The 21,522-nt window shown below is 75.1% G+C and carries 18 protein-coding genes; 8 read left to right on the top strand and 10 right to left on the bottom strand.

What is annotated here, in order from left to right; genetic code table 11:
- Window positions 1-136 precede the first annotated feature (136 nt).
- Window positions 137-1,159, top strand: a complete 1,023-nt coding sequence (locus FHX32_RS33180; protein WP_167191948.1) for a LacI family DNA-binding transcriptional regulator — start codon at window positions 137-139, stop codon at window positions 1,157-1,159.
- A 124-nt stretch (window positions 1,160-1,283) separates the two neighbouring features.
- Here the strand turns inward: FHX32_RS33180 and FHX32_RS33175 are convergent, their stop codons facing one another.
- Together FHX32_RS33175 and FHX32_RS33170 are read right to left on the bottom strand one after the other, a co-directional pair.
- Complete coding sequence (locus FHX32_RS33175; RefSeq protein ID WP_486481478.1) at window positions 1,284-2,027, bottom strand: peptidylprolyl isomerase; 744 nt, start codon at window positions 2,025-2,027, stop codon at window positions 1,284-1,286.
- A gap of 179 nt (window positions 2,028-2,206) precedes the next feature.
- Entirely contained in the window at window positions 2,207-3,454 is a 1,248-nt protein-coding gene (locus FHX32_RS33170; RefSeq protein WP_167191946.1) for a serine hydrolase, read from the bottom strand.
- A gap of 213 nt (window positions 3,455-3,667) precedes the next feature.
- On the opposite strand from FHX32_RS33170, the gene FHX32_RS33165 reads away from it, so the two are divergent.
- Window positions 3,668-4,000, top strand: coding sequence for a cupin domain-containing protein (locus FHX32_RS33165; RefSeq protein WP_167191944.1), 333 nt, complete (start codon window positions 3,668-3,670; stop codon window positions 3,998-4,000).
- A 207-nt stretch (window positions 4,001-4,207) separates the two neighbouring features.
- Complete coding sequence (locus FHX32_RS33160) at window positions 4,208-4,936, top strand: class I SAM-dependent methyltransferase (protein ID WP_167191942.1); 729 nt, start codon at window positions 4,208-4,210, stop codon at window positions 4,934-4,936.
- A gap of 150 nt (window positions 4,937-5,086) precedes the next feature.
- On the opposite strand, the gene FHX32_RS33155 is transcribed toward FHX32_RS33160, so the two are convergent.
- The gene (locus FHX32_RS33155) at window positions 5,087-5,812 is read right to left on the bottom strand and encodes a MerR family transcriptional regulator (protein ID WP_167191940.1); all 726 of its coding nucleotides are present in this window, start codon (window positions 5,810-5,812) and stop codon (window positions 5,087-5,089) included.
- 176 nt (window positions 5,813-5,988) lie between these two features.
- Here FHX32_RS33155 and FHX32_RS33150 point away from each other — a divergent pair, with 176 nt between their 5' ends.
- A complete protein-coding gene (locus FHX32_RS33150; protein ID WP_167191938.1) occupies window positions 5,989-8,262 on the top strand; it encodes an excinuclease ABC subunit UvrA in 2,274 nt (757 codons plus the stop codon).
- 201 nt (window positions 8,263-8,463) lie between these two features.
- Here the strand turns inward: FHX32_RS33150 and FHX32_RS33145 are convergent, their stop codons facing one another.
- Both FHX32_RS33145 and FHX32_RS33140 read right to left on the bottom strand, forming a co-directional pair.
- Window positions 8,464-8,886, bottom strand: coding sequence for a protein-tyrosine phosphatase family protein (locus FHX32_RS33145; RefSeq protein WP_167191936.1), 423 nt, complete (start codon window positions 8,884-8,886; stop codon window positions 8,464-8,466).
- Between the two features lie 392 nt (window positions 8,887-9,278).
- Window positions 9,279-9,812, bottom strand: a complete 534-nt coding sequence (locus FHX32_RS33140; protein ID WP_167191934.1) for a DUF6194 family protein — start codon at window positions 9,810-9,812, stop codon at window positions 9,279-9,281.
- A gap of 113 nt (window positions 9,813-9,925) precedes the next feature.
- Between FHX32_RS33140 and FHX32_RS33135 the strand changes: the two genes are divergently transcribed.
- A complete protein-coding gene (locus FHX32_RS33135) occupies window positions 9,926-10,657 on the top strand; it encodes a MerR family DNA-binding transcriptional regulator (protein ID WP_486481457.1) in 732 nt (243 codons plus the stop codon).
- 225 nt (window positions 10,658-10,882) lie between these two features.
- On the opposite strand, the gene FHX32_RS33130 is transcribed toward FHX32_RS33135, so the two are convergent.
- The 4 genes from FHX32_RS33130 to FHX32_RS33115 all read right to left on the bottom strand — a co-directional run bounded on the left by FHX32_RS33130 (window position 10,883) and on the right by FHX32_RS33115 (window position 15,174).
- A complete protein-coding gene (locus FHX32_RS33130) occupies window positions 10,883-11,479 on the bottom strand; it encodes a hypothetical protein (protein ID WP_167191932.1) in 597 nt (198 codons plus the stop codon).
- A 1,099-nt stretch (window positions 11,480-12,578) separates the two neighbouring features.
- Window positions 12,579-13,223, bottom strand: coding sequence for a response regulator transcription factor (locus FHX32_RS33125; protein WP_167191930.1), 645 nt, complete (start codon window positions 13,221-13,223; stop codon window positions 12,579-12,581).
- On the bottom strand, window positions 13,214-14,377 hold the full coding sequence (locus tag FHX32_RS33120; RefSeq protein WP_486481456.1) for a sensor histidine kinase: 1,164 nt from the start codon (window positions 14,375-14,377) through the stop codon (window positions 13,214-13,216). Before FHX32_RS33120 ends, FHX32_RS33125 begins: the two co-directional genes overlap by 10 nt.
- The gene (locus FHX32_RS33115; RefSeq protein ID WP_167191928.1) at window positions 14,374-15,174 is read right to left on the bottom strand and encodes a DedA family protein; all 801 of its coding nucleotides are present in this window, start codon (window positions 15,172-15,174) and stop codon (window positions 14,374-14,376) included. Before FHX32_RS33115 ends, FHX32_RS33120 begins: the two co-directional genes overlap by 4 nt.
- A 140-nt stretch (window positions 15,175-15,314) precedes the next feature.
- Between FHX32_RS33115 and FHX32_RS33110 the strand changes: the two genes are divergently transcribed.
- A complete protein-coding gene (locus FHX32_RS33110; protein WP_167191926.1) occupies window positions 15,315-16,007 on the top strand; it encodes a carbon-nitrogen hydrolase family protein in 693 nt (230 codons plus the stop codon).
- Window positions 16,008-16,030: 23 nt separating this feature from the next.
- Here the strand turns inward: FHX32_RS33110 and FHX32_RS33105 are convergent, their stop codons facing one another.
- A complete protein-coding gene (locus FHX32_RS33105; protein WP_167191923.1) occupies window positions 16,031-19,546 on the bottom strand; it encodes a BTAD domain-containing putative transcriptional regulator in 3,516 nt (1,171 codons plus the stop codon).
- 166 nt (window positions 19,547-19,712) lie between these two features.
- Here FHX32_RS33105 and FHX32_RS33100 point away from each other — a divergent pair, with 166 nt between their 5' ends.
- Window positions 19,713-20,591 (top strand): alpha/beta fold hydrolase, encoded by an 879-nt coding sequence (locus FHX32_RS33100; protein ID WP_167191921.1) that lies wholly within the window; start codon window positions 19,713-19,715, stop codon window positions 20,589-20,591.
- A gap of 105 nt (window positions 20,592-20,696) precedes the next feature.
- Complete coding sequence (locus FHX32_RS33095; protein ID WP_167191919.1) at window positions 20,697-21,494, top strand: alpha/beta hydrolase; 798 nt, start codon at window positions 20,697-20,699, stop codon at window positions 21,492-21,494.
- The last annotated feature ends 28 nt before the right edge of the window (window positions 21,495-21,522 follow it).

Raw genomic sequence — 21,522 nt, 5'->3', positions numbered from 1 at the left:
CTCGTCGAAACGCTAGGACCGACCGGCCGTGTCGTCAACCCCCGTCGGTGGGGCAAGATGACCGTGGGGCGGACGTGCCGTTCCGGGATTTCGGTGGCGACGGTCGGCCCCGGCCCGACCGGTGAAGGAGACGCGGGTGGACGCGGACGAGGGACGCAGGGTGACCATCACCGCGATCGCACGGGAGGCGGGTGTCTCGGTGCCGACCGTGTCGCGGGTGCTCAACGGCCGCTCGGACGTGGCCCCGGACACCCGGGAGCGGGTCGAGGAGCTGCTACGCCACCACGGCTACCGGCGCCGGGGCAGCCGCACCGTACGCCGCGCCGGCCTGGTCGACCTGGTCTTCAACGACCTCGACAGCCCCTGGGCGGTGGAGATCATCCGGGGGGTGGAGGACGTCGCGCACGGCGCCGGAGTGGGCACCGTGGTCTCCGCGATCCACCGGCAGTCGACCGCGGCCCGGCTGTGGCTGCAGAACCTGCGCGCCCGGGCCACCGACGGCGTCATCTTCGTGACGTCGCACCTGAGCCCGCCGCTGCACGCGCAGCTGCGCCGGCTCAACGTGCCCGTGGTGGTGGTCGACCCGGCCGGCGTGCCGGCCATCGACGTGCCGACGATCGGGGCGACCAACTGGGCCGGCGGGCTCGCCGCGACCGAGCACCTGCTCTCGCTCGGGCACCGGCGGATCGGGTTCGTGGCCGGGCCGAGCCAGCTGCTGTGCAGCCGCGCCCGGCTGGACGGCTACCGGGCGGCGCTGGAGGCCGCCGGGGTGCCGGTGGACGACCGGCTGGTGCAACCGGGCGACTTCTACCACGCCTCCGGCTTCGCCGGCGGTACCGCGCTGCTCGACCTGGACGAGCCGCCGACCGCCATCTTCGCCGCCAGCGACCAGATGGCGTTCGGCGTCTACGAGGCGGTCCGCCGCCGCGGCCTGCGGGTCGCCGACGACGTCAGCGTGGTCGGCTTCGACGACCTGCCGGAGGCCCGGTGGGCCTCACCGCCGCTGACCACCGTCCGGCAGCCGCTGGTGGAGATGGGCCGGCTGGCCGCCCGTACCGTGCTGCGGCTGGCGCAGGGCGAGGCGATCGACTCCCCCCGGGTGGAACTCGCCACCGATCTGGTGGTGCGGGACAGCTCCGCCGCACCGCCGGCCCGGTAGCACAGCCGGCCGCGACGGCCACCCCTTTCTCGGCAGGCCGGTGACTCCGCTTCCGGTGACGACCCGATAGTTGCGGCCCGCTCTCCGGCCCACGTGGCCGGCACGGAGAGCGGGCCGTCGACCGTCAGCGGTGGTGGTGGTGCCGCACCGCCCGGCAGATCTCCACCGGCAGCGCCGGTGCGCCGTCCACCGGCGCCGGGTCCTCCGCCGTCGGGGCGATGCCGCCGGCCGCGATCCGGTCCAGCGTGGCCAGGCCCGCGGCGTCCACCGAGCCGAAGATCGTGTAGTACGGACGCAGCGCCGAGTTCGACTGGACCAGGAAGAACTGGCTGCCGTTGGTGTCCGGACCGGCGTTGGCCATGGCGAGCACGCCGCGAGCGTAGACCTTGCGCTCCCCGGTCGGGTCGGTCGGCGCCGGCGGCAGGTCGGTGGGCAGCTCGTCGCGGTACCGGTAACCGGGGCCGCCGGAGCCGGTGCCGGACGGGTCGCCGCACTGCAACACCTTCAGCGTCGGGTACGCGGTCAGCCGGTGGCACGAGGTGCGGTCGTAGAAGCGGTGCCGCACCAGGTGCAGGAAGCTCTGCACGGTGCACGGGGCGGCGGCCCGGTCCAGCGTCAGGCCGATCGGCCCCTGGTTGGTGCGCAGGGTCACCCGGACCGTGCCCCGGTCGGGGGTGCGCCGCGGGTCGGGCGGCAGCGGGACGGGCCGGGCCGCCGGGTCCTCCGGCGTCTCGGTGTACGCGCACGGCCCAGGGGTGGTCCCCGGCAGCTCGCCCCCGGCGGTGGCGGTCGGCGTCGCGCCGCCCGGCGCGGCGGGGGCGGCCACCGCGGCGGTGCCGCCGGCGCCGACCAACGCCCCGGCCAGCAGGGCCGCACCGGCGAGGCGGGCCAGTGTGCGGGACGGTCGGCCGGGCGTCGCGATGGCGGACGGGACCGGCTGCGGTCGGGGTTCACTCGACACGGGCATCCTCCTGGAACTCGTGGTGCCAGAGAGACCGCAGTCTATGGAGCTGATAGCCGGTTGTCGATCGGCGACACACCGGCCGGTCAGCGGGCGCGGCGGCGGACCGTCCGGCGTCCCCAGAGCAGGCCGCCGAGCAGCAGCACCCCGGCCCCGCCGAGCGCGCCGCCCCACCACCGGCCCGCCGCCCCCTCGTCGGCCGGACCGCTCACCGCGGCCGGGCGCGGGTCGCCGGTGGCGGCCGGGGCGGGCGAGGGCGGGTCGTCCAGCTCCCCCGGCTCGACCAGCCGGCCGACCGCCGCGTCGCGGGGTAGCGAGAAACCCCAGTCGAGCAGCGCCGCACCCTGCTCCCAGCCCCGGGCCGGCCGGGGCTCCGCGCCGAGCAGGGTCACCACCAGCCGACGTCCGTTCCGCTCGGCGGCCCCGACGTACGTGTGCCGGGCCAGGTCGGTGAAGCCGGTCTTGCCGCCCAGCGCACCCGGGTAGCGGTAGATCAGCTGGTTCTCGTTCTGGATCTCGAAGCCCTTGGCCTTGCGGGCGGGCTGGGCCGGGATCCGGGTCCGTTCGGTCAGCGCGTACCGGCGGAAGGTGGGGTCGGCGAAGCAGACCCGGGCGATCAGCGCCAGGTCGTACGCGCTGGTGAACTGGCCCGCGCCGTCCAGTCCGGACGGGGTGACCGCGTGCGTCTGGCGGGCGCCGAGGCGGCGCGCGTACTCGTTCATCGCGCGCACCCCGCCGGCCCGTCCCTCCGCGCCGCCGCCGAGGCGGGCCAGCAGGTTGGCCGCCTCGTTGCCGGACTGCAGCAGCAGCCCCAGCCAGACGGTCTCGATCGGGTAGCGACCGCCGGGCACCAGACCGACGGCCGACGATCCCGGCTCGATGTCCAGGTCCTCGTCGACGACCGTGACGACCTGTTTCGGGTCGAGCCGGGGCAGCATGGTCGCCGCCAGCAGCAGCTTCTGCACGCTCGCCGGGGTGCCGTACTCGTGCGGGCCGCAGCCACCGAGCACCTGCCCGGTGTCCAGGTCGGCGACCAGCCACGAGGTCGCGGTGACCGCGGGCGGGGCCGCGATCCCGGCGGGGACGACCAGCCCGGCGGTGGCCAGCGCCCGGCCACCCACCATCCGGTCCTCGGTCACCGCCGGCGGTGGCGACGGCCGCGGCGGCCGGGACACCTTCGGCGCCGGTGCCCGCGGGCAGGGCTGCGCCGGCTCGCCGGTCAGCGCGGCGGGCGGGGTGGGCGCGGTGGGCGCGGCGGCGGCCGCCGCCGGAGCGACCGCGCCGGCGGGCAGGAGTACGGCGGCCGCGGTGGCCACCAGCAGCCGAACCCTCATGCCCGTCACCCTAACGGGCGGGATTTCCGGTGACGCCGGCCCGCGGGAACCGAGCCGCCGACGCTGGTGCCGGAGGCCACCCGCCGTCCGGGACCATCGGCCCTGCCCACCGGGCCGCCCGTGGACGACGCTGGTGACCGGGTGCGGCAGCCAGCCGCCGGCCGGCGCCCGTGCCCGCCCGAGCCTGTCCGTCCGAGTCCACGGAGGTCGACCATGGAGGTCCTGTCGCTGTCCCAGCTCGCCGAGGAGCAACTGACGTCGGCACGCGAGGCGAGCAGCGGACGCAGCGGACGTTCCCTGCACCCCGGTGCGCACCACCGGCTGCGGCAGACCCTGGTGGCCCTGCTCGGCGGGCGGTCTCTGGACGAGCACGAGAGCCCGGGCGAGGCCACCGTGCAGGTGCTGCGCGGGCGGGTCCGGCTCACCGCCGGGGAGCAGTCCTGCGCGGGCGGACCGGGCGACCTGCTGGTCATCCCGCCGCGCCGGCACGCCCTGCACGCCGAGGAGGACGCCGTGGTGCTGTTGACCGTCACTCCCCGACCCTGACCGGCACGCCCGGTCCGGTCGGAGCCGCCCACCACCGGAGGCGGCCCCGGGACCCGCGGTGACGCGATCACCGGTGCGGGCGGCGCGCCCGCGCCGCGCCGTGCCGGCGGTCGTTTGGCTCACAAGCCGTTGCCCGCGGTGGCCGCGACCGACTAGAACCGGGTGACGATCGCCCGGACCGGCCGGCGACGGTGGCGAGGTGATGGCGTGGCTCTGATCTCCTTCGACGACACCGACGCGGCCGCCTTCGCCGCGACCCGCGAGCTGCCCCGCAACGGGCTGGACCGTTGGCGGCACGCGGTGGGCCAGCACCTGCGCCCCCGGGCCGGGATGACCGTGCTCGACCTCGGCGCCGGCACCGGCGCCTGGGCCGCCGCCTTCACCGACTGGTTCGGCGTCCGGGTGGTGGGGGTGGAGCCGGCCGAGGCGATGCGCTCCCGCACCACCCACCGGCCGCTGGTCGCCGGCGACGCGGCCGCGGTGCCGCTGCGGGACACCACAGTGGACGCCGCCTGGCTGTCCACGATGATCCACCACGTCCCCGACCTGGACGCGGCGGCCCACGAGCTGCGCCGGGTGCTCCGCCCGGGCGCACCGGTGCTGATCCGCTCGCCGTTTCCCGGCCGGCACCACCGGATCGCCCTGTTCCACTGGTTCCCCGAGGCGGTCCGCGTCCTGGACCGCTACCCCGATCTGGCCCGGGTGCGCTCGGCGTTCGCGGCGGCCGGCTTCCCGGTGAGCAGCGTCGAGCCGGTCGCACAGACCACCGCCGCCTCGCTGGCGCAGTATGCGCAGCGCCTCGACCGCCGGGCGCACACCCCGCTCCAGCTGATCAGCGACGACGAGTACGCGGCCGGGGTGGCGCGACTGGCCGCCGCCGCCCGGGACGACAGCGGCCCGGTCGTCGACCACCTCGACCTGCTCGTGCTGCGTTAGCGAGGTCGGCCCCGCCGGTCGCTCGCGCCGAAACGCGGCCCTTCGGTGGGCCGTGGTGGCCACCCCGCCGTCCGGCCTCCTCAGTGGCCCGGTGGCCCGGTGGCCCGGTGGCCCGGTGGCCTGGTGGCGTGGTGGCGTGGTGGCCTGGGATCAGCCGACCAGTCCCCGGTGGCGCAGGTAGTCGTGCAGCGCCGCCGAGCCGCCCAGCCGCCGCAGGCTGCGCCGGTGCAGGTCCTGCTCGCGCCGGGCGAGTTCGGCCCGGACCCGCTGCGGGCTGCCGGTGGTGCGCAGTTCGTCGAGGACGGCGGCGATGATGTCGAACGGATAGGCGCCCTTGCGCAGCAGCGCGACCACCTGCGCCGCGCGTAGCTCCGCCTCGTCGTACACCCGGTAGCCGGTGCCGCGCTCGCGCACCGGTCGGAGCAGGCCCCGCCCCTCCCACAGCCGCAGCTGCGAGGTGCGGACCCCGACCAGGCGGGCGACCACGCCGATCCGCAGGCCGCGCCGGGGCGCCGGCGCGGCGGTGGGCGGGGTGGCCACCACGGTCTCGAACGCGCCGAGCGCCCGCCGGATCTCGGCCCGCTCCCGGTCCAGCTCGGCATGCCCGGCGTCCAGCGCGGCCAGCGCTGCCGGCAGGTCACCGCGGTGCACCGCGGCCATCACCTCCCGGGTACGCGCCCAGCCGTGCCCGTCGGCCAGCCGCCGGGCCACCTCGAGCGCCCGGGCGTGCCCGGCGGTGAAGATCCGGTAGCCGGCCGGGGTTCGCGCGACCGGTGGCAGCACGCCGAGGTCGACGTAGTTACGGACCTGCTGCACCGAGATGCCGACGGTCGCGGCGAGGTCGACCGCCCGCAGCCGCCCGTCCCGCCCGTCCACCGGCTCACCCTACCGCTTACACGTCGTTTGAGACTTTGCCGGGCCTTTCCGGCGAGCTTGGCGCTGAGCTGCGCGGAAAACCCTCTATGTGCGAATGAATGAGACAATTGAAGGCTGCCAGACCCGTGGAAGCCCGGGCGGGATTCACCCTGCCCACGATCTCGCGAAGGGTTCGCATGCCGCAGCCAGCACGGTCCGCTGCCGACAGCCACGACATGATCGAGGTACGCGGAGCGCGGGAGAACAACCTCGCCTCCGTCTCGGTCGACATCCCCAAGCGCCGACTGACCGTCTTCACCGGAGTGTCCGGGTCAGGGAAGTCCTCGCTGGTCTTCGGGACCATCGCCGCCGAGTCGCAACGCATGATCAACGAGACCTACAGCGCCTTCCTGCAGTCGTTCATGCCGAGCCTGAGCCGCCCGGACGTCGACTCGCTGCGCAACCTCACCCCGGCCATCGTGGTCGACCAGGAGCGGATGGGCGCCAACTCCCGCTCGACCGTCGGCACCGCGACGGACGCGTACGCGATGCTGCGGATCGTGTTCAGCCGGCTGGGCAGCCCGCAGGTGGGTGGGGCTGGCGCGTTCAGCTTCAACCTGGCCGAGGGGATGTGCCTGACCTGCGAGGGCCTCGGCCGGGTCTCCGACCTCGACGTGCACGAGCTGGTCGACGTCGAGCGCTCGCTCAACGACGGCGCGATCAAGGTGCCGAACTTCGCCGTCGACTCGTGGTACTGGCAGACCATCGTCGGCTCGGGCCTGTTCGACCCGGACGCCAAGCTCCAGGACTACACGCCGCAGCAGTGGGAGGACTTCCTCCACAAGCCGGCCACGAAGATCAAGATGGGCAGCAACAACTGGACGTACGAGGGCCTGGCGGTGAAGGTGCGCCGGCTCTACCTGAGCAAGGACCGCGAGTCGATGCAGCCGCACATCCGTGCCTTCGTCGACCGGGCGGTCACCTTCACCACCTGCTCCGCCTGCGGGGGCACCCGGCTCAACGAGGCGGCACTGTCGTCCCGGATCGCCGGGGGCAACATCGCCGAGTGTTCCGCGATGCAGATCAGTGACCTGGCCGAGTTCGTCCGCGGCATCGACGACCCGTCGGTCGCGCCGCTGGTCGGCAACCTGCGCGACCTGCTCGACTCGCTGGTCGAGATCGGCCTGGGCTACCTCAGCCTGGACCGGGAGTCGGCCACCCTCTCCGGCGGCGAGGCGCAGCGGGTGAAGATGGTCCGGCACCTCGGCTCCAGCCTCTCCGACGTCACGTACGTCTTCGACGAGCCGACCGTGGGCCTGCACCCGCACGACATCGCCCGGATGAACGACCTGCTGCTGCGTCTGCGCGACAAGGGCAACACGGTGCTGGTGGTCGAGCACAAGCCGGAAACCATCGCCATCGCCGACCACGTGGTCGACCTCGGGCCCGGGGCGGGCACCGCCGGCGGCCAGGTCTGCTACACCGGCGACGTCGCCGGCCTGCGCCGCTCCGGCACCCTCACCGGCCGGCACCTGGACCACCGGGTCCGACTGCGCGAGCAGGTGCGCCGGCCCACCGGGCAGCTGTCGATCCGCAACGCCGACCTGCACAACCTGCGCGACGTCAGCGTCGACGTGCCGCTCGGCGTGCTGACCGTGGTGACCGGGGTGGCCGGCTCGGGCAAGAGCTCGCTGATCCACGGGTCGCTGCACCGCCGCGACGGCGTGGTGATCGTCGACCAGTCGCCGATCCGCGGCTCCCGGCGCAGCAACCCGGCCACCTACACCGGGCTGCTCGACCCGATCCGCACCGCGTTCGCCAAGGCCAACGGGGTCAAGGCCGCCCTGTTCAGCGCCAACTCCGAGGGCGCCTGCCCGACCTGCAAGGGCATCGGCCTGGTCTACACCGACCTGGCCATGATGGCCGGCGTCGCCTCGGTCTGCGAGCGGTGCGAGGGTCGGCGCTTCACCGACGAGGTGCTCACCTACCGGCTGCGCGGGAAGAACATCAGCGAGGTGCTCGCGATGTCGGCCGCCGAGGCCCGCGACTTCTTCCCCACCGGCCAGGCCCGGGTGATCCTCGACCGGCTGGTCGACGTCGGGCTCAGCTACCTCACCCTCGGCCAGCCGCTCAACACGCTCTCCGGGGGCGAGCGGCAGCGGCTCAAGCTGGCCATCCACATGGCCGACAAGGCGAGCACCTACGTGCTCGACGAGCCCACCACCGGCCTGCACCTGGCCGACGTCGACCAGTTGCTCGCCCTGCTGGACCGGCTCGTGGACGCCGGCAACACGGTGATCGTCATCGAGCACCACCAGGCCGTGATGGCGCATGCCGACTGGCTGATCGACCTGGGGCCGGGTGCGGGGCACGACGGCGGCCGGATCGTCTTCACCGGCACCCCGGCCGACCTGGTAGCCCACGGCGACACCCTGACCGCTCAGCACCTGCGCGAGTACGTCGCGGCGTGAGCCCGTGGTCCCGGTGCCCCTGCACCGGGACCACGGCGGCCAGCGACCGGACGCCGCGCCGGCGGTCGGCACGGTGGTCACGGTGGTCAGCGGCCCGACGCCGCGCCGACACGGCGCGCGTGCCCGTGATACCCGGACGGCGCCGGGCGAACCCGTTCATGACCGGCACCACAGGCCCGGCAAGCCTCGTGAGCAGCGGGTTCAGCGTGGTAGTCGGCGTAGCCAACGCCGCTGCCAGGGTGTCTCCACCGCGCGCGGACGGTAGTTCGCGCGTACCCACTGCACCGCCCGCTCGGCCGGCAGTCCGTCGAGGATCGCGAGCGCCGCGATGGCGGTGCCCGTCCGGCCGGTACCGCCACGGCAGGCCACCTCGACCCGCTCACCGTCGTGCGCCCGGCGCAGCGCCTCCCCCAGCGCGTCGAGCGCGTCGGCTCGGTCGACCGGGATCCAGAAGTCCGGCCACCGGATCCGCCGGTGCGGCCACTGCGGCGCCGGCCCGTCCGCCAGCAGCAGGGCGAAGTCGGCCGGTGTGGCCGGATCACCGATGCGTCGACCGCGCACCGTCACGCCGCTGGGCAGAGCGACCGCTCCGGTCTGCTCGGTCCATACCTGCTCGACACCCATCCGGGCATTGTCCGCTCCCCCGCGCCCCTACCGAAGCCCCGTTCGCCCTCGGCTGAGGGCGATCTCCACACCGGCTGTCGGCCGCTGCGCCGCGCCCGGCTCTCGGACTTGGCCGGCGCGCGGGGCTGCGGGCCGTCTGGCTCTCGGGGGCGGCACGGGCGGACGAGACAGCGCCGCCCCCGGGCCCGGACGGGCTCGGGGGCGGCGCTGGGGTGTCGGTGTGCAGGTCGCCTCTCGGCGAGTGGCGCGACGCGGCTCCAGCCGTACGGTATTCCGCGAAGGCAATATGGTGAGGCCCGGGGACACTGATCACACCGACACCTCCCTCAACCTACCGACCCCGGTTCTTGTTCCCGGCCAGGTGAGACTGATTTCTCAGGGCTGCCGGCGGGTCATCGGACGGCCCCGTCCCGGTCGAGGGCCCGCTGGTGACGGGCGAGCGCCCGGCGGTACGCGTGGTCGAGCAGCCGATCGACCTCCGGCAGCCGCTCGACGCCGGGGTTGAGGACGCACGCCCAGCCGTGCAGCCCGTACGCGGGATGGGGCTGGATCTCGTCCAGCCGGCTGAAATCGACTTCCGACCGGTGGTCGGGCAACCCCGCCGGCGGGTAGCCGAACCGGCGCTGGAACTCGGCCCGGCCCAGCTCGACGTTCAGCCGGTAGACGCCCGGCCGGTCGAGCCGGGAGTCCTCATCGAAGCCGGGCGTGTCGTGGTAGACGATGGTGGCGAACGGCCGACGCCGGTCCGGCCCGACGAAGAAGAACCGGTCACCCCAGTGCGTCTCGGGCACGCCCGACGTCTCGTCGGCCACCACCTGGGCGACGTCGGGCAGCGCGAGGATCCGCTCGGCGAGCGCCTCGGCGGACACCGGCTCCCGGCCCTCGTCGTACGACCAACCCACCGATGATTCACGTCCAGAAGTCATGGCCTCAACCGTATCCTTGAACTACCTTGTGAAGGTTCGAGGTCGCGTAGCACAGGAGAGTCCCCCTGAAGTCTCAATCCGGAGTACATGCCAAGGCGGGTGGTCACCGGCCGGTGGACCTCGCCCGCGAGCACGGCATCTCCACCCAGGCGGTCCGCAACTACGAACACGCCGGCGTCATCCCGGCGGCCCACCGCACGCCGAGCGGGTACCGCCGCTACTCGGCCCGGCACGCAATAGCTCTGCGGGCGTACCTCGCGCTGATCCCGGCGCACGGCTACGCGACCAGCGGCGAGATCATGCGCGCCGTCAACGCCGGTGACCTGGACACCGCCCTACGGGCGATCGACCGCAGCCATGCCCAGCTGCTACGGGACCGGGAGACGCTCGACGCCGTCGAGTCGGCCGTCGGCATCCTCGCGAACCCGCCGGCCACGGACCGGCCCGACCGTCCGCTGACGGTGGGCGCCCTCGCCCACCGGCTCGGGGTGACACCCGCGACGCTGCGGAAATGGGAACGAGCCGGCATCCTCGAGCCGGTCCGCGACCGCGCCACCCACCACCGCCTGTACGACCCGGACGACGTGCGCGACGCCGACCTGGCCCACCTGCTCCGGCGCGGCGGCTATCTGCTGGAGCAGATCGCCACCGTCATGCGGCGGGTCCGCGACGCCGACGGGCCGGAGGCGCTGGCCGGCTCCTTGGAGGGCTGGCGCGCCCGGCTGGCTGCCCGGGGGCGCGCCATGCTCCTCGCCGCCGCCCGCCTCGCCGACTACCTCCACGTCGAGGACGACGAACGCCGGGGCGCCGCCGCAACCGCCGAGCTCGCAGGCACGACCGGCTGAAACGACTCCGGCTGGAGGCCGACCAGCTGACTACGGATGCACCCCGGCCGGCGTCCATGATCGGATGCGGCCAGCCTGCTGCGTCCGGGTGCTCGGACACGCCGCAGGGCCGGCACCCGTTGGTGGGGTGTCGGCCCTGCGGTCGGTGGATGTGCTGCTGGCCGGCACCCGGTGTGGGTGTCGGCCAGCAGTCCCCCTATGAGGAAAGTGTTTTGGTGGGTTGGGTCAGCTGTTCCAGTGCTTGGCGACGAGGTCGGCGGCCTGCTGCTCCCACTGGGCGTAGTGGAACGGGTAGGCCGACACCTGCACGGTCTGCGCGGCCTTGGTCAGCGGCATGTCCTGCCACCCGTCGACCTGCTTGAGACCCTTCAGGAACGCCATCGTCGAGTACTCGGGGTCGGTGATCTGCTCCACCGTGCCCCAACCCGAGGACGGGCGCTGCTGGAACAGGCCCTGCGAGTCGTGGTCGTTGCGCTCACCCAGGTGACCCAGGTTCTCCAGCTTCGACTCCTGCAGCGCGGTGGCGATCGCCACCACGGCGGCCCGCTCGTCCATGTTGGACTTCTTCGTCGCCGCGATGATCGCCTTCACGTTCTCCACCTGCTCGTCGTTCAGGTCGATGCGCGACTGCTCACCCTGCACACCATGCGGGATCAGCTTCGCCTTGTCGACGCCCGGCTTGTCGGCCTGCACGCTCACGGCGACCGGCTTCACGGCCTCAACCGGGGCGGCCTCGGCGTTGGTGGCGGGGCCGGCGAAGATGCCACCGGCGAAAGCCAGACCAGCAATACCCAGAACGCTCTTACGCATGATCGTGGTCATCACAAGCTCCTTCGGGGGATGACGCCACCAAACCCAGGGGGACGGGCGAGGTAGCGCAAGCACCATCAGGCGCTCAAGACTTGGGGGAAGAACTCTTCGGCACTCGCGCGGCGGGGGATGCCCGTGGTGCCAGATGCCCGACCAAACCAGCGGGGCGGGGGTGCCCAGCCGCGGTGCCGGACTGTGTGTAACGACCGCCAGCCCACCATCATTCCGGGGCCACGACCCTCGACCAGCCGGAGCCAGGCGGGGTGTTGCTGCGATCGCCGGGGGATGTAACGACCCGCCACCCGCCATCATTCCGCCGAGCCCACCGGGCCGGTCGGTGCCGGCGACGTGCCCTTGCTCGATCGTCCGCATGATGTAACGCCCCCGACCCGGCCCCGATTCCACCACCCGGATGCCACCGGTCACACCCCCAAACCCGACAAACACCCCAGCAGGTGGGTCGAACCACCGACCCGGGCGAAGGGCTGGACGGCGTGATCGACACCGGGTCGCCGATATGGGGCCATCCCGGACGGGTCGATACCGCCACATCGGCGAAACGACGACGGGCCAGCACGCCCCCCCCGGAGCCCGATGCGCGGATGCGCGGAATGTTCGGATATCGGATGCCCGGGTGGACTTCGGGGGTTTGCAACACCCACCGGCAGGGAAGCAGCCGGCGGATCCGCAGGCGCTTCAGAGCTGCCCCGTCTGTAGGGGCGCGCGGCCCGTCTGCAGGGGCGCGGGACATCGTGCGCGAGCACGACGACCGGTCGTCGCCAGCCCAGTGGTCCCATGAACGGGGCAGCTCGACAGGACGCCGCACCAAGCATCAACCACGGCAAGGCCGTCGGCTCCTGGTAAGCCCGACAACGCGGCCGACAAGCACGACGTGGGTGTGGCCCGCCGTGACCGGCGCAGGGATCAAGCCTGACCGCCCGAAGCCGGTCACGGCGGGCCACACCCCAACCGCAACCACCCACCCACCGCACACGGACGCCGCGCCCCAACCAACCCCGCCAACGCACGAACCGGCAGCCACAACGGCACGGCTCAGCCCGGCGCGATTGCGGGTGCGGCCGCCAGCATCAAACCGAGGGGGACGGGCCGGTCAGACGCCCAGGTACCGCAGCACCGCGAGCACCCGCCGGCTGTACCCGGACGTCTGCGACAGGTCGAGCTTGTCGAAGATCGTGTTGATGTGCTTCTCGACGGCGCTCTGCGACACGTGCAGCCGTTCGGCGATGGTGGCGTTCGTGTGCCCCTGGGCCATGTGGTGCAGCACGTCCCGTTCGCGGGGCGTCAGCCGGGTCAGCGGATCGGCTGGTTCCGCGCCGGCGAGGACCCGGCGGACCACCTCGGGGTCCAGCGCCGTGGCGCCGGCGGCCACCCGGTCGAGGGCGTCGAGGAAGTCGTCGACCTGGGCGACCCGGTCCTTGAGCAGGTACCCGACCCCCTCCGGGTGGTCGGCGAGCAGCCGCGTCGCGTACCGCCGCTCGACGTACTGAGAGAGCACCAGGACCGCGGTCGCCGGCCAGCGACGCCGGATCTCCAGCGCCGACCGGAGGCCGTCGTCGGTGTTGGTGGGCGGCATCCGGACGTCGGTGACGACGACGTCGGGTCGGTGCCGTTCGACGGCGGTGACCAGGTCGTCGGCCGAGGCTACCGCCGCGACGACCTCGTGCCCCTCCTCGGCGAGCAGCCGGGCCAGCCCCTCCCGCAGCAGGGCCGAGTCTTCCGCCAGCACTATCCGCACGGCAGCTCCGCGAGCACCGTCGTCGGCCCGCCGGGCGGGCTGTCCACCCGCAGCCGGCCGTCCAGGGCGGCCACCCGGCGGGCCAGGCCGGTCAGGCCGGCGCCGGTCGGGTCGGCGCCGCCGACACCGTCGTCGTGCACCCGCAGCCGGATCGTCCCCGCCCGGCTCTCGACCTCCACGATGATCAGCTTAGCCGCGGCGTGTTTCGCGGCGTTGGTGAGCGCCTCGCAGGCCACGAAGTAGAGCACCGTCTCGACCGGACGGTCGGGGCGGGTCGCCACGTCGTACCGGATGCGCACCGGGATGTCGGAGCGGTCCGCGACGACGCGGAGCACCTCTCCCAGGTCACCGTCGTCGAGGGCGGACGGGTAGACCCGCCAGGCCACCTCGCGCAGCTCGGCGATGGCCTGCTGGGCGTCCTGGTGCGCCTGGGCGAGCAGGGCAGCGACGCGCTCGGGGTCGCGGCTGCGCCGGGCCCGGCCGAGCAGCATGCCGAGGGCGACGAGACGCTGCTGGAGACCGTCGTGCAGGTCCCGTTCGATGCGCTGCCGCTCGGCGTCCACCGCGGCGACGACCTCGGCGCGGCTGGTGGTCAGCTCTCGGACGCGCCGTTCCAGTTCGGCCCGGGAGCCGGCGTCGAGCAGCCGGCGGGCGAGCCGGACGTCCAGCGCCGCGATGCTGGCGACGGCCTGGACGTTGACCAGCAGCAGCGCGGCGCCGATGACGACCTGCACCAGGGCGTCGGCGGGTTCGAGCGTGCCACGCAGCACGGCCCACAGCACGATCACGGCCAGCACCACGCCGACGGCGAGCAGCCCGTACGCCAGGGCGCCGAGCGCACCGGGCAGCAGCCGGGCCGCCAGGTAGCCGACGTCTCGCCAGCCTGGTGTGGCCGGCCCGCCCGAGGCCACCTCGGTGGTGAGGAAGCCGGCCAACCGGCGGCGTTCCAGCCGGACCAGCCGGGCGGCGTACCGCAGGATCGCGGCGTGCGCCCGGCGGCGGGACGGCGGGACGACCACCGCGACGGCGGCCGCGACGGCCGCGACGACCAGGAACAGCAGTTCGCCGACGGCGGTCAGGATCCCGGCGGCGACGCCGATCGGCACCCTGGCCGCGCGCGGCAGCGCGGGCCGGGGCTGCTCCCGCGGATTCACCGCACCCCGTCGTAGTCCCAGCCGCTGTGCTGACTGTCGGTGTAGGCGCTGCGGTAGATGGTGCCCCGCCCGCGAGGGTCGGGCACGCCGGCGGCCGGCGGCGCGGACGGCGGCGGCGCGACCGGCTCCGCGCCCGCCCTGGCCCGCCGGCGCAGCCGGGAGACGACGAACCAGCCGAGGGCGGCCACGCAGGCGACGATGACGAGGTTCTGCAGGGCGCCGACGTACCCCTCGACGAGGTGCCAGTTGTCGCCGAGCAGGTAGCCGGCGAGCACGAAGGTGCTGTTCCAGATCAGGCTGCCCAGCGTGGTGTAGACGACGAAGGTCCAGACCGGCATCCGCTCCACGCCGGCGGGAATGGAGATCAGGCTGCGGAAGATCGGAATCATCCGCCCGAAGAAGACCGCCTTGACCCCGTGCTTCAGGAACCACGCCTCGGTCCGGTCCACGTCGCTGAGCTTGACCAGCGGCAGCCGTTCCGCGATGGCCCGCACCCGCTCCCGGCCCAGCGCGGCGCCGATCCAGTAGAGCGCGAGCGCGCCGAGCACCGAGCCGAGGGTGGTCCAGAAGATCGCGCTGACCACGCTCATCCGGCCCTGGCCGGCGACGAAGCCGGCCAGCGGCAGGATCACCTCGCTCGGGATCGGCGGGAAGAGGTTCTCCAGGGCGACGGCCAGGCCGGCGCCGGGGCCGCCGAGCCGTTCGACCAGGCCGGTGACGTAGCCGACCAGGCCGTCCTGGGGTGGTTCGGCCTGACCGGTGGCGGCGAGCAGGGCGTGCGGCGCGCTACGAATCATGGCCCACACGCTACGAACCGTTCCTGGGAGCCGGCCATGGGGCTGGCCGTCGATCCCGGCGGGCGGTCCGCACCGGGCGGGGTGCGGAAAACCACAGGGTCACCGCCTATCCTGCGGGTCCGTCGTGGAGAGGAGCCGCCATGCGTACGCCGTTGCGCATCGTCGTCGCGCAGCCGCCCTGTGTGGCGTACGACGTCGAGGTGAACGCGGCGACGCACGCCGCCATGGTCCGTGCGGCGGGCGCCCGGGTGGTGGTCTTCCCCGAGCTCTCGCTCACCGGCTACCAGCTGGACGCCCCACCGGTGGACGTCGACGACCCCCGGCTGGGGCCGCTGGTCGAGGCGTGCGCCGACACCGGCACGCTGGCTCTGGCGGGCGCCCCGGTACAGGGTGAGCACATCGCCATGCTGGCCGTGGACGCGACCGGAGCACGGGTGGCGTACCGGAAGATGTGGCCCGGTGGGGCGGAGAGCGAGCGCTTCTCCCCCGGCTCGGCGCCGGCGGTGCTGACGGTGGACGGCTGGCGGCTCGGGCTGGCGATCTGCCGGGACACCGGGATCGCCGAGCACGCGGCGCGGACCGTGGCGCTCGGCGTCGACGGCTACGTCGCGGGTGTCCTGGAGCACGCCCGGGACGCGGCGGTCGTCGCGGAGCGGGCGCACCGGATCGCCACCACGCACCGGGTGCACGTGGCGGTGGCCAGCTTCGCCGGGACGACCGGCGGCGGGTACGCCGAGGCGGCCGGTGGGTCGGCGATCTGGGCGCCGGACGGCACGGTGCTCGCCCGGGCCGGCGACGCGCCGGGCGGGACGGCCGGCGCGACCCTGGGCTGAGTCCGCCCCCGGCGCAACGGCGGTCACGCGTGCCGTGCCGCCCGGGCCGCGACGGTCCGGGCCGTCTCGTGGTGCGCGGCGGCCCGTTCGGGGTGGCCCAGGGCGGCCGCGAGGTCGCCGAGGTGCCCGGCCACCGGGCCGAGGGTGAGCACGCCGCTGCCCGCACCGGCGAGCTCGCCGGCGGCGGGGAGCAGTTCGGCGTAGGCGTGCCGCATGGTGGCGTGGTCGTCGAGGGCGAGGGCGGCCCGGGCGGCGAGGCAGAGGCGGGCCTCGCGGAGCAGGTCGTGCGGCGACTCGGGCAGGGCACGCAACGCCGCCGCTGCCTCGTCGTGACGGCCGGCCCGGAGCAGCACGAACGGCCGGGCCCACGGCTGGTAAGGCCCGAAGTCCCAGCCTGCCCAGTCGTCCGGGTCCCCTGGTCCGCCCGCTCCGGCGGCCGGCCGGCCCGCCTCGTCGTGCGGCCCGGTCAGCCCCAGGCAGAGCAGCGCCAGGGCGAGCAGCCCGTGCTCCATGCCGGGCATCCCGCTGCCCGCGAGCCGGGCCTGGGCGGCGCGGTACCCGGCCTCCGCCGCGGCCGGCTGCCCGTCGACGGCCAGCCGCAGGGCCGCGTACCAGCCGGTGAAGACTCCCACCAGCGGCAGGTCGTACCGCTCGGCGAGGCGGTCGGCGGCGCCGGCGTGGGCGTCCGCGGCGGCCAGGTCGGCGAGCGCGCAGTGGGCCTGGAGCAGGACGAGGTGACCGAGAACCTCGAAGCTCACCAGCTCGTGCCGGGCGGCCAGATCGACCAGTTCGGCGCCGATCCGGGCGCGTTCGGCCGCGAGGCCGGTGCGGGCGAAGGTGTGCAGGTAGCGCGCGTTCAGCGCGACCGCCAGCAGCCCCGGGTCCGCCAGCCGGCGGGCGATGGTCTCCGCCTCGCCGGCCGCCCGCCGGCCCCGGTCGGTGGTGGTGCCGCGCGACTCCAGGGCGAGCGTGCTCAGCAGCCGGCCGCGTCGTTCCGGCTCGTCCCCGCCGGGTGCGGCCAGCGCCTGCTCGGCGGCCCGGACCAGTTGCCGGGACAGCTGCTCGTCGTCGTTGCGGGTCCAGCTGGCGGGCACGTCGTACGCGGTCAGCAGGCTGGTGGTCAGGTCGGGGTCGTCGAGCCCCGCGGCGGTGGCGAGCGCGGTGGACCGGAGCCGGCGGGCCTCGTCGAGGTGACCGGTGACGGCGAGCGCCCGGCCCAACCCCATCACGGCCGCCAGCCGCCCGCGTACGTCGCCGCCGCCCGCCCGGTCGTGGGCGGCGACCGCCTGCCGCCACCGGCGGGCCGCCTCGTGCGGGCTGAACCGGCGCTCGGCCTGCTCGGCGGCGGCCCGGGCGTAACGCGCGGCGCGTGGCGCGGTGGCCCGACCAGCGGCGTGGGTGAAGTGGTGCGCCAGGGTGGCGACGTCGTCCGGGTGCAGCCGTTCGACGGCCTCACCGGCGGCGGCGTGCCACCCGGCGCGGCGCGGCGCGGACAGGTCGCCGTAGAGCGTGTCGCGCACCAGGATGTGGGTGAACCGCAGCTGGCCGTCGGCGCCGTGTTCGGTGAGGAAACCGGCATGCAGGGCGTGGTCCAGCGCGTCGAGCACGGTCGCCGGGTCACCGTTCAGCGCGGCCAGCACCTCCGGGTCGACGTCCCGCCCGAGGACGGCGGCCTGGCGCAGCACTGTCTGCGCGGCGTGCGGCAGCCGGCCCAGCCGGTGCCGGATGACATCCCGCACCCCGGCGGGCACCTCGCGCAGCGCCGGGTCACCGTCGGCGGCGAGCAGCCGCGCCAGCTCGCGGACGAAGAACGGGTTCCCGCCGCTGCGCTGGTGGACCAGGTGCAGCACGGACGGGTCGAGGTCCGGCCCGGCGACCGCGCGGGTCAGCTCGGCGGTCGCCGGCTCGGCGAGCCCGCCCAGGTAGACCCGGACCGGCTCGGTCCGGGCGACCCGGGCCAGCGCCGCGGTCAGCTCGGGACCGATCTCGGCGGCCCGGTACGTGCCGACGACCAGCACCGGGCCGGTGACCGGTTCGGGCTCGCCGACCAGGGCGGTCAGCAGGTCCAGGGTGTCCGGGTCGGCGCGGTGCAGGTCGTCGACGACCAGCAGCACCGGCGCCCGGGCGGCGGCCGCGGTGACCAGCGCGGCGACGGCCCGGTGCAGCCGGAACCGGCGCGCCGCCGGGTCTTCGACCCGGTCCGGACCGGGCTCCGGGAGGCCGCCCGCCGGGGGTGGACCGCCGGCCGACGGGGTCGCCGGTGCGCCGGGCCCGGTCTCCGCCGGTCCGGGCCCGGCCTGCGCCGGTGCGCCGGGCCCGGCCCTCGCGGGCCCGGACGGTCCGGCCGCTGCTGTGAGGGCGTCGGTGAGCTGGGTCCACGGTCCGGCGACGGGGGCGCCCTCGTACTCGGGGCTGCGGCCCCACGCGGTCGTCCAGCCGGCGGCCGACAGGCGTCGGGCGAGCGCGTCGGCGAGCGCGGTCTTGCCGGCGCCGGCGTCGCCGGAGACCAGCGCGAGCGCGGGCCGGCCGCGCCGGACGACCCGCTCGGCGGCCTGCCGCAGCTGGCCGAGTTCCGCATCCCGACCGACGAACGGCCGCCGGTCCGCCGCCTCGGTGACGGCCGGCGCCCGCCCCTCGACCTGCCCGGGGCCGGCGACCGACGTCGGCCCCTCGGCCGGCGCCGGACCGCCGGCCGGTTCTGGCCGGTCGACCGGAGCCGGCTGGTGGGCCGGCGCGGCGGTGGGCGGTTCGGGCGGGTTCAGGTGCGGGGCCTGGGCGAGGATGTCCGCCTCCAGCTGCCGCAACCGGCGGCCCGGGTCCACGCCGAGTTCGCCGACCAGGGTGGCGCGGGCCCGGCGCAGCGCGGCAAGCGCCTCGCCCTGGCGGCCGGACCGGTAGCGGGCCAGGGCCAGCAACGCCCAGGCGTCCTCGCGGAGCGGGTGGGCTTCGGTGTGGGTCCGCAGGTCGGTGGCGGCCTCGGCGGCGCGGCCCAGCGCCAGCAGCGCCTCGGCCCGGCGCTCCACCGCCAGCATGCGCAGCTCGTCCAGCCGGTTGATCTCCGCGCGGGCCCAGCCCTCGCCGGCGAACTCGGCGTACGCGGGGCCGCGCCACAGGGCGAGCGCGTCGGTCAGGCTGTCCAGTGCCGTACCGGCCTGGCCGGCGGCCAGCAGCCGACCGGACTCGGCGACCGCGTCCTCGAACCGCCAGGCGTCGACCGCGTCCGGCGCGGCCCGCAGCGCGTAGCCGGGCGGCGCGGTGACCAGGATCCGGGCGGGCTGTCGGGGCCGCCGACCGGGTTCCAGGGCCCGGCGCAGATCGGCGACGAACGTCCGGATCGCCGCGACCGCGCCGTCGGATGGCTCTGCCCAGAGGTCACCGACGAGCCGCTCGACCGGCACCACCCGGCCCCGGGCGATCAGCAGCCGGGCCAGCACCGCCCGCTGGCGGGGCCCCTTCAGCGGGACGGGGCCACCGGCGTCGACGGCGCGCACCGGCCCGAGCACGCCGAAGGCCACCCCGTCCGTCGCCGCCCCCGTCATGGCACCCAATCTAGGCCGGCGCCGGTGGCGAGGTGATCGCCCTGGTCGGCGGCCACGGCACTCATCCGCTGCTCATCCACCGCTGACTCCCGCCGGTCAGGCTCGACGGGTCCGAACGCCGGCGGCCCGCCGGTGACACCACACCTGACCTCCAGGAAGGCCCGTCGTGAACCAGAGGATCCCCGGATTCGACTACCGCCGCGTCACCGTCGCCGACGGCGTGGCGCTCAACGTGGCCGTCGGCGGCTCCGGCAGCCCGATCGTGCTGCTGCACGGCTTCCCGCAGACCCACCTCATGTGGCGGCACGTGGCCGCCGATCTCGCCGCCGACCACACGGTGATCTGCCCCGACCTGCGGGGCTACGGCGACAGCGACAAGCCCGGCGACCCCGACGGGACCGGGTACGCCAAGCGGACGATGGCCGCCGACATCGTCGCGCTGGCCCGGGCCCTGGGCCACGAGCGCTTCGCCCTGGCCGGGCACGACCGGGGCGCCTTGGTCGCGATCCGCGCCGGTCTCGACCACCCGGCCACGGTCACCCACCTCGCCTCGCTCGACGTGCTGCCCACCCTGGACATGTGGGCGGTGATGCGGGGCACCAGCGCCGCCGTCGGCTTCCACCTCTACCTGATGGCCCAGCCGCCCGGCCTGCCCGAGCAGCTGATCGGCGCCAGCCCGGACGCCTTCTTCGGCCACTTCCTCGACAGCTGGACGCGGGATCCGGAGGCCATCCCGGCGGAGGTGCGGGACGCGTACCTGGCGGCGTCCCGGGCGGCGGTCCCCTCGATCGTCGCCGACTACCGGGCGTCGGCCGGCATCGACGTGGCCCACGACGAGGCCGACCGGGCGGCCGGCAACCGGCTGCGGATGCCGGTGACCGTGCTCCAGCAGGACTGGGGCGCGGCGCTGGGCTTCGACGCCGCCGGGCTGTGGCGGGCGTGGGCGGCGGACCTGGAGCACCGCACCGTCTCCTGCGGGCACTTCATGGCCGAGGAGGCCCCCGCCGAGGTCGTCAAGGCGCTGCGCGCCCTGCTGGCCCGGTAGCCCTGCGCGGGCCGGTGTCGCGGCGGGCCGACCCGGACGGCACCGGCCCGTTCGTGTCGGACCGGCCGCCTACAGTCACCAACACTGGCGACAGGGGGCGGTGGCATGGGCAGGCAACCGACGACCGGGACGGTCCGCTCGGCGGACGGCACCACGATCGCGTACGAGCGCAGCGGCAGCGGACCGCCGGTCGTCATGGTCGACGCGGCCGGCGGTTTCCGGGAATTCGGCCCGATGCGGTCGCTGGCCGCGCCGCTGGCCGACGGGTTCACCGTGTACACCTACGACCGGCGCGGGCGGGGCGACAGCGGCGACACCCTCCCGTACGCCCCGGAACGCGAGGTCGACGACCTGCGCGCGCTGGTCGACGCGGCCGGCGGGCCGGCCTGCCTCTACGCGTTCTCCTCCGGCGCGGCGTTGGCGCTGCTCGCGGCGGCCCGCGGGCTGCCGGTGCGCCGGCTGGCGCTGCTCGAACCGCCGGTCGTGCTCGACGCCGGGCCGCCCGACGACGGCGATCTCGCCGCCGAGATCGGCGAACTGGTGGCGGCCGGCCGCCGAAGCGACGCGGTCCGGCACTTCCACGCGAGCATCGGCGTGCCGGAGGAGTTCACCGCCGGTCTTCCGCAGCATCCCGCCTGGCCGGCGGTGACGGCGGCGGCGCACACCCTGGTGTACGACCTGACCCTGCTGGGGGCGCTCTCCCCCGCCGACCTGGCCGGCGTCACCGCGCCGACGCTGGTGCTCGACAGCGAGGGCAGCGACGCCCAGTTGCGGGAGTGGGCGCGCGGCGTGGCCGAGGCGCTGCCGGCGGGCCGGCACCGCAGCCTGCCGGGCGGCTGGCACGGCATCGCCGAGGCGGACCTGGTACCCGTCCTGGCCGACCACTTCGCGGGCCGGAACTGACCGGCTCGCGTCCCGCCCTGGAGCCTTC

Source organism: Micromonospora sp. CNZ280, from assembly GCF_011759515.1.
The sequence above is the reverse complement of the archived record's forward strand: the minus strand, read 5'-3'. Positions and strand labels throughout refer to the sequence as shown.

Coding starts and splice junctions, on each gene's coding strand:
- FHX32_RS33170 (WP_167191946.1), bottom strand. CDS start 3,454: ATGAGGGTTCGGCTGCTGGTGGCCACCGCGGCCGCCGTACTCCTGCCC.
- FHX32_RS33165 (WP_167191944.1), top strand. CDS start 3,668: ATGGAGGTCCTGTCGCTGTCCCAGCTCGCCGAGGAGCAACTGACGTCG.
- FHX32_RS33150 (WP_167191938.1), top strand. CDS start 5,989: ATGCCGCAGCCAGCACGGTCCGCTGCCGACAGCCACGACATGATCGAG.
- FHX32_RS33145 (WP_167191936.1), bottom strand. CDS start 8,886: ATGGGTGTCGAGCAGGTATGGACCGAGCAGACCGGAGCGGTCGCTCTG.
- FHX32_RS33140 (WP_167191934.1), bottom strand. CDS start 9,812: ATGACTTCTGGACGTGAATCATCGGTGGGTTGGTCGTACGACGAGGGC.
- FHX32_RS33130 (WP_167191932.1), bottom strand. CDS start 11,479: ATGACCACGATCATGCGTAAGAGCGTTCTGGGTATTGCTGGTCTGGCT.
- FHX32_RS33115 (WP_167191928.1), bottom strand. CDS start 15,174: ATGATTCGTAGCGCGCCGCACGCCCTGCTCGCCGCCACCGGTCAGGCC.
- FHX32_RS33110 (WP_167191926.1), top strand. CDS start 15,315: ATGCGTACGCCGTTGCGCATCGTCGTCGCGCAGCCGCCCTGTGTGGCG.
- FHX32_RS33105 (WP_167191923.1), bottom strand. CDS start 19,546: ATGACGGGGGCGGCGACGGACGGGGTGGCCTTCGGCGTGCTCGGGCCG.
- FHX32_RS33095 (WP_167191919.1), top strand. CDS start 20,697: ATGGGCAGGCAACCGACGACCGGGACGGTCCGCTCGGCGGACGGCACC.